This is a genomic window from Kribbella sp. (assembly GCF_035687465.1).
Taxonomy (GTDB): Bacteria; Actinomycetota; Actinomycetes; order Propionibacteriales; family Kribbellaceae; genus Kribbella.
Window position 1 is genome coordinate 1 of record NZ_DASRXP010000056.1, and the last position, 10268, is coordinate 10268.

Genomic DNA, 10268 nt, shown 5'->3' on the forward strand with positions numbered 1-10268 from the left:
AGCCAGCGACTGGGCCTCCTACTGGCGCAACGTCCGCCGCCCCCTCCACCCAGGCCCCGGCCGCTGGCGCGCCAGCGCCCACCCGTAACTAGAGGGCTGCGATTGGGCCGGAGGTGCGGTGGGGTCTGCTGAGGGCGCGGACTACTTCGACTGCGCCGTGGCGGCGGATGGCGAGTCTGCTCAGCAGGTCGACCACCGATCCCGCGGCCGTCTGGGAGATCTGCGGCGTCGGCACGTCGACGCTGACCGCCAGATCGTCGGCATGCACGACGAGCTCCATCAGCCTGGTCAGCAGCAGATCGTCAAGGTCGAGCGACCACCCGTCCCACGACGGCAGCCGCACCCGGCGAGGCTCGACGGTCAGCAAGATCTTTCGCAACCGGGCGGCTGCCGCGGCGGCCCGGTGAGCAACGACGGCCGCCCCGTCGAGTGCCTCCCGCTCACTTCCTTCGCGGATCCGCACGTTGATCGGCTCGTCGAGATCCGCGCCGATCCAGCCCACCTGCGCGTAGTACTCGTAGAGCTCCCTCGGCTCGTCCGCCGGCTCCGGCGCGGCGAGGACGTCACCGATGATGGTGATCTGCCACGCGAGATGCGCCGCGAGCCCGCCCACGCTCAGCTCAGGCAGAGCGCTCCCCTTCAACCAAGCGTCGTCGACCTCTGGCCGAGCCAGTAGCTCCGCCGCCGACGCTGCCGCCTCCAAATACCCCGTTCTGATCCGCGCCATGTTCTCCCCCTCCAGGGTGACCAGTCTAACTGGAGGCAACCTCCGGAAACAGCGGTTAATTCCACCCGGCCGGAATTCCGCCTGCCGGGCGTGGCGCGGTGGCACAATCCCCGGTATGGCCAAGTACGCGGTCAACAAGCAGGCGGTCGAGCACGCGCGGCGGCTGATCGAGGGCCGGCAGTACGTACTGGACAGCGACTGGGGCGACGCGCAGCCCAATGCCGAGGCGCAGAACGACTACCTCGACTCCCATGGCTGGGAGGACTACGCCGCCTGGCACCTCGGCCTGACCGACGGCGCCAACGACGAGACCAAGGCCCGCTACGCCTTCGTGCTCGGCGACTTCCGCCGGATCCACCGGACGGCCCTGATCGCGTCGGTCTACCGCGCCTCCGAATGGCGGCACAAGGACGTCGAGCTGGCCGCTCACGACCTGCTCCAGCTCCTCGACGAGAAGACCGGCCTGAAGCCCTCCTAATTCGCCGGTCTGGTGGCTCGGGCCCGGGTAGTGTCGGCCGGGTGACGGATGCGACCACACCGAACAGCCCGATCGACCAGGTCTCCGATCGGTACCTGGAGGCTTATATCGAGCTCCAGCCGACCCAGGCGACGTACATGGGGATCGAGGGCCACGACCACCAGCTGCCGGACTACTCACCGGCCGGGTTCGAGGCGCTGATCGAGCTGAACCGCCGGGCCGTCGCCGAGGCGGACGCGATCCAGCCCGGCAGCCCCCGCGAAGAGGTCGCCAAGGACGCGTTCCTGGAGCGACTCGGGCTGGAGCTGGAGACCTACGAGGCCGGCGTCCCGCAGTACCAGCTGAACGCGATCGCCTGCGTCCCGGCCGAGATCCGGCAGGTGTTCGACCTGATGCCGACCGCGACCGAGAGCGACTGGGAGACCATCGCGATCCGGCTCAACCAGGTCGGTACTGCGCTCGACGGGTTCCGCGACTCGCTCACCGAGCAGGCCGCGCGGGGTAGGGTGTCCGCGCTCCGGCAGGTGAACGACCTGGCCGGCCGGATCGCCAGCTGGACCGGCGCCGACGGTGACGACTTCTTCGCCGGCCTGGCCGCGCAGGCGCCCGATACCTGGGTCAAGGCCACGGTCGAGGCAGCCGCGGCCTCCGCGCGCAAGGCGTACAACGAGTTCGGCGGCTGGCTGACCACCGAGCTGGCTCCGCAGGCGCCGAGCCGGGACGCGGTCGGCCGGGAGGTGTACGAGCTTGCCTCGCGCAACTTCCTCGGCGCCGCGATCGACCTCGAGGAGACTTATGCCTGGGCCTGGCAGGAGCTGGCCCGGATCGAGGGCGCCATGCAGGCGATCGCCTCCTCGCTGAACGACGGGAACCCCAGCATCGAGGCTGTCGCCGAACTGCTGGACAACGATCCGGCCCGCAAGCTCCACGGCAAGGAGGCGTTCCGCGACTGGATGCAGCAGCTCGCCGACGCCGCCGTGGCCGAGCTCGCGGGCACCCACTTCGACATCCCGCAGGAGATCCGGCGGATCGAGTGCATGATCGCGCCGACCTCCGACGGCTCGATCTACTACACCGGGCCGACCGAGGACCTGACCACCCGTCCCGGCCGGATGTGGTGGTCCGTGCCGAACGGCGTCGAGGACTTCGCCACCTGGCGCGAGGTCACCACCGTCTACCACGAAGGCGTTCCCGGCCATCACCTCCAGGTCGCCCAGACGATGCTGCGCGCCGACCTGCTGAACCGCTGGCAGCGGATGGGTTGCTGGGTCTCCGGCCACGGCGAGGGCTGGGCCCTGTACGCCGAACGGCTGATGGAGGAACTCGGCTATCTCGAGGAGCCGGGCGCCCGTCTCGGCATGCTCGACGCCCAGGGGTTCCGCGCGGCCCGGGTGATCGTGGACATCGGCATGCACCTGGAGCTGGAGATCCCACGGGACAACCCCTTCGGGTGGCGGGGAGGTGAGATCTGGAACGCCGAGCTCGGGTTCGAGTTCCTCCGGGCGCATTCCCGGATGGAGACGGAGTTCCTGCGCGCCGAGCTCAACCGGTACCTCGGCTGGCCGGGCCAGGCGCCGTCGTACAAGGTGGGCGAGCGGATCTGGTTGCAGGCCCGGGAGGAGGCCAAGCAGCGCAAGGGATCCGCGTTCGATCTGCGGACCTTCCACTCCGACGCGCTGAACCTCGGCTCACTCGGCCTCGACCCGCTGCGCCGCGCGCTCGCCCGGCTGTGAGCGCCGTTGTGAACTCGTCCGCGGAACTGCTCGAAGACCCTGCTCCGGAGCGGCCGAGGTTCGTCCTCGCGTCGGCGTCACCCGCGCGCCTGAAGACCCTGCGCAACGCCGGCGTCGAGCCGGAGGTGATCGTGTCCGGTGTCGACGAGGACCACGTCACCGCCGAGAACCCCGGCGAGCTGGCCCGCACACTCGCGACCCTGAAGGCGCGGGCGGTCGTGTCGACACTGACAGACCACGCGACCGTGCTCGGCTGCGACTCCGTTCTCGAGATCGACGGTGTCGCCTACGGCAAACCCGGTACGCCGGAAGTCGCGCGCGAGCGGCTCCGGATGATGCGAGGCCGATCGGGGATCCTGCACACCGGGCACTGCCTGTTCGACACCTACAGCAAGCAGGAATTCCGTGAACTCGCCTCGACCACGGTGTCCTTCGCCGACCTGACCGACGAGGAGATCGACGCCTACGTCGAGACCGGCGAACCACTCGTGGTGGCGGGCTCCTTCACCGTCGACGGCCTCGGCGGCCCTTTCGTGGAAGGGATCGAGGGCGATTATCACAACGTGGTCGGTCTCTCGCTGCCCTTGCTGCGCCGCATGCTGGCGACCGTCGGCATCTCCTGGCCGTCCTTGTGGCAGCACCGGACCTTCGAGTACGACGAGGACGAGGCAGCGAAGTACGACGAGACGCGAGGTGGCCCCGCGCGGGCGCTAGCCGCGGCTGAGGGGGTTCAGCGGTTGCTGCCGGGAGGCGGCCGGGTTCTCGAACTCGCGGTGGGCACCGGCATCGTCGCGGCCGAGCTCGTTGCCCTGGGCAACATGGCGCACGGGATCGACCTGTCCCCCGCGATGCTTCACCACGCGCGCATCCGGCTGCCGGGGCACGTCGCCGCGGCTGATGCCACCCGGCTTCCGATCGCGGACCGGCGCTGCGATGCGGTGGTGGCGATCTGGTTGCTTCATGTCCTCGAGGACGCGGACCCGTTGCTGGCCGAGGTGTCCCGGGTTCTCCGGCCCGGCGGGGTCTTCGTCACGACCACCGAGAAGTCCGAAGCCTCGAGGGTTGCGGACGGCCGCACTCCCAAGGAGCAGCGCTCGCAAGACTCTCTGGCGCTCCTGGTCGCCCGCGCCGCGCAGTACGGGCTGACGCTTGATGCCGCCACTACCTTCACGGGCCACAACCAGGCCCGTGGTGGCGGCACCGATCCGATCTACCCTCTGGTCCGCTTCCGCCGTACGGGTTCGTAGTCCGCCAGGTCGGCCGGCGCGGCCTGGCGGTACGAGTCGAGCAGGATGTCGTGGAGTTCGGCCGCGTCCTCCAGGGCAACGAGGCGGGCGCGGACCCAGTGCGAGCCGGCCTCGTGCGGTGGGACCCAGAACTTCTCCGGTTCGGCGGCGATCAGTTCGGAGCGTTCGTGCCGCGGACAGCGGACGGCGAACGAGGTCTGGTCGTCGGGGACGGTGACGAACATCCTGCCCGCGACGTCGAACGTCGGATGACGCCAGCGCTCCTTCTCCACGGTCTGCGGGAAGGACAACGCGATCCGACGAACATCCTCAGCCCCAAGCACGCCCACATCATCACATGATGTGGGCGTGGCTCGGGAGGCTAGCGGCGGCGGCCGGGGAGGAGCAGGGCGAGGAAGCCGCCGACCGCGACGATCGCGGCGCCGACCCAGATCGCCGGGACCAGTCCGTCGATGTAACTGTTCGGGCTGTCGTAGGACCCGGCCGAGGCGAACACCGAGGCCAGCAAGGCGATCCCCATCGCCACCCCGACCTCACGGACCGTGTTGTTGGTCCCCGACGCGACGCCCCGGTCCTTCTCGGCGGCACTTGCCATCACCACACTCGCCGACGGCGCGAACGTCAGCCCCATCCCGACGCCGGCCAGCACGAACGGCACCACGAACGAGCTGTAGCTGACGTCGACCGTGGTGATGACGGCGATCCAGCCGAGCGCGATCGCCAGCAACGCCTGGCCGCTCGCGATCAGCACCCTGGGTCCGACCCGGTCCACCACCAGACCGGCCAGCGGAGCGACCACCATCGGCGCCATCGTCCACGGCAGCGTGCGGATACCCGACTCCAGCGGGGTGTACCCCTGCACGACCTGGAAGAACTGTGCCAATAGGAACACCGAGCCGAACACACCCGCCGCGAAGGTGAAGGCAGTGGCGTTGATGACACTGAAAGCCCGCGACGAGAACAACCTCAACGGCAGCATCGGGGATGCGGTCCGGCTCTCCCAGAGCACGAACGCCGCCAGCAGCACGCCGCCACCGATCAGCGAGCCGAGCACCGGACCCGAGGTCCAACCGTCGTCGGACCCGTGCACCACGCCCCACACGATGCCGACCACGCTCGCCGCGGACAGCAGCAGGCCGAGCAGGTCGAGCCTGCGGCTGCCGCCGAAGGATTCGGTGAGGATGCGGGCCGCGAACGGGATGGCCAGTACGCCGATCGGCACGTTCAGCCAGAAGATCCACTGCCAGTTGAGTCCGTCCACCACAGCACCGCCGACCACCGGTCCGACCGCGACACCGAGGCCGGAGATGCCACCCCAGATACCGATCGCCGCGCTGCGCCGGCTGGCCGGGACCGCGGCCGACAGCAGGGTCAACGACAAGGGCATCACGGCGGCGGCACCGACGCCCTGGATGCCGCGGGCCGTGATCAGCATCCACGGCTCGGTGGCCAGCGCGCAGGCCGCGGAGGCGAGTGTGAACAGCGCGATCCCGGCCAGGAACATCCGCCGCCGGCCGAGCCGGTCACCGATCGCCGAAGCGGTCAGCAGCAGGGCCGCGAACGACAGCGTGTAGGCGTTGATGAACCACTGCAGGTCCGTCAGCGAGGCGCCGAGCTCGGTCTTGATCACCGGCAGCGCGTTCGTCACCACCAGGTTGTCCAGCGTGACCATGAACATCGGGATTCCGACCACCGCCAGCACGGTGGCGAGCGAGCGCCGGACGGGAGGCCCGGAGACCCCCGCCAGCTCTGGTTCGAGAGCGGTCGTGCTCATCAGCAAGCTCCTTGTTGTTATTCACTGATAACTAACGTCGACACCAAGGTATGCATCGACTGATAACATGTCAAGGAGACGATGCGAGGAGCACCATGACGAGGACCAGGCTGACCGCGGCCGAGCGCGGCGAAGAGGTGCTGGAGGCGGCAGTCGTGGCCTTCGGTGCCGCGGGGTACGCCGGCACCAAGACCGACGAGATCGCCCGGCTGGCCGGGGTCTCCCAGCCCTATGTCATCCGGCTGTTCGGCACCAAGCAGCAGTTGTTCGTGGCCACTGTGCAACGGGTCTGCGACCGGATCGAGCAGGCCTTCCGGGATGCTGCCGCGGAGGAGCCCGACCTGGCCAGGCTGGGCAAGGCCTACAACGAACTGATGACCGAACGCGAGCTCCTCGTGGTGCTCCTGCACGGCTTCGCCGCCAGCGGCGAGCCCGCCATCGGCGACGTCGTCCGGGAGCGGTTCGGCGGCATCTACCGACTGGTCCGCGAACTCACCGGAGCCTCCGCCGAGGACGCCCGCCTCTTCCTGGCGAACGGCATGCTGCTGACCGTCATGGCCGCTATGCAGGTCGCCGGCCCGGAGCCGCTCCCCTGCCCTTGGTCCGCCGAGATCCTCGACAGCTTCGAGAACCTCTAGGACTCGCGGTCGATCGCCGACTGACCTGAGGCGAACCAGACAGCAGCAGTCGCGGCGGCGAGCGCGGCGACCGTGACCAGGAGCGAGCCCGGCACCTCCGCGTCGCGGACCAGTGCAGCCGCCACGGCAACGACCGGTGCGAGCAGCGCCGCGATCATTGCCGGTAGCAACCAGCGCTGAAGCGCTCGCCGGGAAACCTGCGCGTACGACGGGATCTGCGCGGCGAAGGCGGAGGCCAGATGCACCGCCAGCAAGGCGATCCCGGTCACCACCACTCCCCACGAAACTCCGCTGGGGGCCCTGAACAACCATCCACCCGCGACCACGGCCATGAACATCAGCGAAGCGAGGGAGTCGGGCAGCACCACACACGCGATCAGCAGCGCAGGCCCCACCAACACGACCACGTCCACTTGGTCCCAGTCCTGCACCCCCGGCACCACCAGGGCGATCGCACCGGCCAAGGCGATGACCAGACGGACGGCCAGCGCCGCTTGACTGGACGCGTGGATCTGTGCGATCCACCGGGTAATCCGCTCCGCGACCGTCATGACCGGATCCTCGGTGCGGCGGCGACCCGGGCGGCGTCACGGAGTACCTCGTCGAGGGTGCCGGCGCCTCGCCAGGGCACAGTCGGTACGCCGAGATCGCCGAGCCGGTCGAGTTCGGCGCGACGCTCGAGCAGCCGCAAGCGCCACGCGAGCGGCCAGGCCGTCGCGTCGTGCTGCTCGAGGTCGATCACATCCGCCACGTCGGTCGGCAGGGTGTCGACCGCGATCACCGTGCAGCCCGAGTGCACCAGCGTGACGATGTAACCGAGGATCGACTGCCGCAGCAGGGGGCTCAGCACCAGCACGAGGCTGTCCGGGCGGACCCGGTGCCGCCGTGCCAGCTGTGCCTCGTCCTGCTGGCGTCCCTTGCGATCCGCATGCACCAGTACATCGAGGATCCGCCGCAGATGCGCCCGACCACTGCCCGCCCGCACCCCACGAACCACCGAGCCCGTGTCGACCAGGCGAACCCGGTCTCCGTGCCGCAGGTAGTGCTCGGCGATCGAGGCCGCAGCTCGCACAGCCGTGTCGAGGCTGCTGGACCGCCCGTCGATGCCTTCGCTGATCCCGACCTCGATGCCGGTGTCCAGCAGGATCACGACCTCGGTGTCCCGGTCGGACCAGGTCGAGGTGACATGCAGTTCACGGGTCCGGGCCGACACGGACCAGTTGATCCGGCGCAACCGGTCGCCGGTACGGAACGGCCGCATGCCGGCGAGTTCCGTGCCCTCTCCTGGTCGCCGCGACCGGTGGAGCCCCACCAGCCCGGCGGGACGCGGTACGGAATCGACTGCCTCGAAGCCCTCGCGCAGTGGCAGGGTTCTGACGGTGAGAGTCGCTCCGGACTGCACCTGCACGCGGTACGCGCCCAGGACCGAGGTAGCGATGACGTTCGGGCGCTCCAGTTGCCGGAGGCCCCAACGCTCGGAGCGCACGCCTACTTCGAGCGAGACAGTGCCGTCCGCCACTGGTTCAGCGATAGCCGCTTGCATCGGGTCGTAGCGAAACCAGGGCGTCCGCGGCAGCGCGGCGACAACCATGTCGATGTCGGGGTCGAGGGTGCCGGACACCTGCAGCCGGTAGGTCGTCGCCTGCCCCTCGAAGAGCACGTCGGAGTCCAGCTCGGAGCTGACCTCCGGACGTTCCCGCGGCCGGAAGTACCGCCCCCAGACCGCCACGAACGCGAGCGGCAGACCGATCACGGCCGCATCCGGCCGCCGGGCGAGCACGGCCACCACGAGCAGTGCGGCCGCAAGTGTGACCGCCCTCACCTGCGCATGGGTCGGCCGCCAGGTCACTGCCGGGCACCTACGACAGTCGGCGGCGCCGGTACTGAGCCGAGCACTGTGCGGACCACAGTGGCGCCGGTGACCTCATGCAGCCACAGCTCCGGCCGGACGGTGATCCGGTGGGCCAGCGCGGGAATGGCAACCGCCTTCACATCCTCCGGTACGACGTAGTCCCGGCCCTGGATCACGGCGTACGAGCGGGCGGTCAGGAGCAACGCCAGCGAGCCGCGGGGGGATGCGCCGACCAGGACCTGGGAATCCCGCCGGGTCGCGGCAGCCAGCTCGACGCAGTACCGGCCGACTGTGTCGTCGACGGTGACGGTCTCGACCGAACGCTGGGCGGCGCGCAGTCCGGACGCGTCGGTGACGGCCTCGACGACCTGGTCCTCCGTACGGCGGCTCATCCGTCGCTGCAGCACCTCCCACTCCTCAGCGGCACTGGGGTAGCCGAAGCCGATGCGGAGCATGAAGCGGTCGAGCTGCGCCTCCGGCAACGGATAGGTGCCCTCGTACTCGACCGGGTTCGCCGTGGCCAGCACGTGAAACGGCACAGGCAGTGGGAAGGTCTGGCCTTCGACAGTGACCTGGTGCTCCTGCATCGACTCGAGTAGCGCGGCCTGGGTCTTCGGCGGGGTCCGGTTGATCTCGTCCGCGAGCAGCAGACCGGTGAAGATCGGCCCGGGCCGGAAGACGAACTCCGAGTCCCGCTGGTCGTAGACGAAGGCGCCGGTCACATCGGACGGGAGCAGGTCCGGGGTGAACTGCACCCGGCGGAACTCCAGCCCGAGCGCCTGCGCGAAAGACCGTGCGGCCAGCGTCTTCGCCAGCCCCGGGTAGTCCTCCAGCAGCACGTGACCGCCGGCCAGGATGCCTGCCAGGACCAGCTCGAGCGCCTCCCCCTTGCCGACCACGGCCTGGCCGACCCGGTCCAGTACCTGCCGGCTGAGCGCCGACACCTCCGCCGGGCTGAGTTCCAGCCCCGGTTCCAGATCAGTCACGGTTCCTCACAACTTCTCGATGGTCTGAACGGCCTTCTCGATCTCCGCCAAGGACGCCGTGCGCGCCTCGGCCCCGGTGATCAGGTTCCACAACTGGTCGCCAGTCAGGGCCCGGGCCCGGTCCGGTTCGAGCTCCGGGTCGATGCCGTGCCTGTGCACCAGCCGGTCGGTGGTGAGCTCGAGCAGCATCGGCCGGATCCGCCGTACGAAGGTCAGCGATCCCTCGCCGACCCGGCGCTCGCGGTCGGCCTCCTGCACCCAGGTGGCCATGAACTGGGTGCGGTTGTCGTAGGTCCGGTTCCGCTGCGCCGCCAGCTTCTCGTCGTACCGGGCGGGCCAGGTCGTCTCCAGCACCAGCGGGAAGATCAGCCGGATCGCGACCGAGCCGAAGCCGATCGCCAGGGCCATCGCGACGAACCACAGCGGCCGCGGCTGGGTTCCCGCCAGCCCGAAGGCAGCGATCAGGATCAGGCCGGCGACGAGGGTGATCAGCAGATGCTGCAGAACGACGCGGTTCATGGCGTCGCCACCGCCGCGGACAGGTCGTCCCGCAGCCGGATCAGCGCCGCCCGTGCCTGGGCACGGGCTTCCTCGGTCGATCCGTGCGTGGAGTACCGGGCCTCGCGGTAGAGCTGGGCGAGCCGGAGCAACTCCGGCTCGGAGATGCCACCGACGCCGAGCACCCGGACGGTGAACTCGGCCGGTGTCTCCGAGGCGTGCCGGGCCACGCCGGCGGAAGCGGCCGCCTCCTCGAGAGCCACCCAGCACGCGATCACGGCGTCGGTCGCAGTACCGGTGTCGACCGTGGCCAGGCCAGACTCGACCGCTTCCGC

Annotated in this window: 12 protein-coding genes; 4 read left to right on the forward strand and 8 right to left on the reverse strand. The window is 69.7% G+C overall.

The genetic code is table 11. The annotated features are described in order from the left end of the window. Positions 1-88: 88 nt before the first annotated feature. A complete protein-coding gene (locus VFG33_RS02840; RefSeq protein ID WP_325022046.1) occupies positions 89-727 on the reverse strand; it encodes a maleylpyruvate isomerase N-terminal domain-containing protein in 639 nt (212 codons plus the stop codon). 115 nt (positions 728-842) lie between these two features. Between VFG33_RS02840 and VFG33_RS02845 the strand changes: the two genes are divergently transcribed. Genes VFG33_RS02845 through VFG33_RS02855 form a run of 3 tightly spaced genes read left to right on the forward strand, consistent with a single transcriptional unit; the run spans position 843 to position 4185 of the window. Beyond that, positions 843-1205, forward strand: coding sequence for a hypothetical protein (locus VFG33_RS02845; protein WP_325022048.1), 363 nt, complete (start codon positions 843-845; stop codon positions 1203-1205). Between the two features lie 41 nt (positions 1206-1246). After that, positions 1247-2938 carry a DUF885 domain-containing protein gene (locus tag VFG33_RS02850; RefSeq protein ID WP_325022050.1) on the forward strand — a complete coding sequence of 564 codons (1692 nt, stop codon included), beginning with the start codon at positions 1247-1249 and terminating at the stop codon, positions 2936-2938. Between the two features lie 8 nt (positions 2939-2946). Continuing rightward, on the forward strand, positions 2947-4185 hold the full coding sequence (locus VFG33_RS02855; protein WP_325022052.1) for a Maf family nucleotide pyrophosphatase: 1239 nt from the start codon (positions 2947-2949) through the stop codon (positions 4183-4185). Here the strand turns inward: VFG33_RS02855 and VFG33_RS02860 are convergent. Together VFG33_RS02860 and VFG33_RS02865 are read right to left on the reverse strand one after the other, a co-directional pair. Continuing rightward, entirely contained in the window at positions 4149-4508 is a 360-nt protein-coding gene (locus VFG33_RS02860; RefSeq protein WP_325022054.1) for an MmcQ/YjbR family DNA-binding protein, read from the reverse strand. The genes VFG33_RS02855 and VFG33_RS02860 overlap by 37 nt on opposite strands. 38 nt (positions 4509-4546) lie before the next feature. Then, on the reverse strand, positions 4547-5959 hold the full coding sequence (locus VFG33_RS02865) for an MFS transporter (protein ID WP_325022057.1): 1413 nt from the start codon (positions 5957-5959) through the stop codon (positions 4547-4549). A 95-nt stretch (positions 5960-6054) separates the two neighbouring features. On the opposite strand from VFG33_RS02865, the gene VFG33_RS02870 reads away from it, so the two are divergent. Continuing rightward, a complete protein-coding gene (locus tag VFG33_RS02870; protein ID WP_325022059.1) occupies positions 6055-6597 on the forward strand; it encodes a TetR/AcrR family transcriptional regulator in 543 nt (180 codons plus the stop codon). Here the strand turns inward: VFG33_RS02870 and VFG33_RS02875 are convergent. The 5 genes from VFG33_RS02875 to VFG33_RS02895 form a co-directional block, all read right to left on the reverse strand. Next, positions 6594-7148, reverse strand: a complete 555-nt coding sequence (locus tag VFG33_RS02875) for a hypothetical protein (RefSeq protein WP_325022061.1) — start codon at positions 7146-7148, stop codon at positions 6594-6596. The two genes, VFG33_RS02870 and VFG33_RS02875, sit on opposite strands and share 4 nt — an antisense overlap. Next, positions 7145-8446, reverse strand: a complete 1302-nt coding sequence (locus tag VFG33_RS02880) for a DUF58 domain-containing protein (protein ID WP_325022063.1) — start codon at positions 8444-8446, stop codon at positions 7145-7147. The genes VFG33_RS02875 and VFG33_RS02880 overlap by 4 nt, the downstream gene beginning before the upstream one ends. After that, positions 8443-9435, reverse strand: a complete 993-nt coding sequence (locus VFG33_RS02885; RefSeq protein WP_414672918.1) for an AAA family ATPase — start codon at positions 9433-9435, stop codon at positions 8443-8445. Before VFG33_RS02885 ends, VFG33_RS02880 begins: the two co-directional genes overlap by 4 nt. Positions 9436-9441: 6 nt before the next feature. Next, the gene (locus VFG33_RS02890; RefSeq protein ID WP_325022065.1) at positions 9442-9954 is read right to left on the reverse strand and encodes a hypothetical protein; all 513 of its coding nucleotides are present in this window, start codon (positions 9952-9954) and stop codon (positions 9442-9444) included. Continuing rightward, positions 9951-10268 (reverse strand): DUF4129 domain-containing protein (locus tag VFG33_RS02895; RefSeq protein WP_325022067.1); only part of this gene is annotated, 318 nt, incomplete at its 5' end. The genes VFG33_RS02890 and VFG33_RS02895, both read right to left, overlap by 4 nt.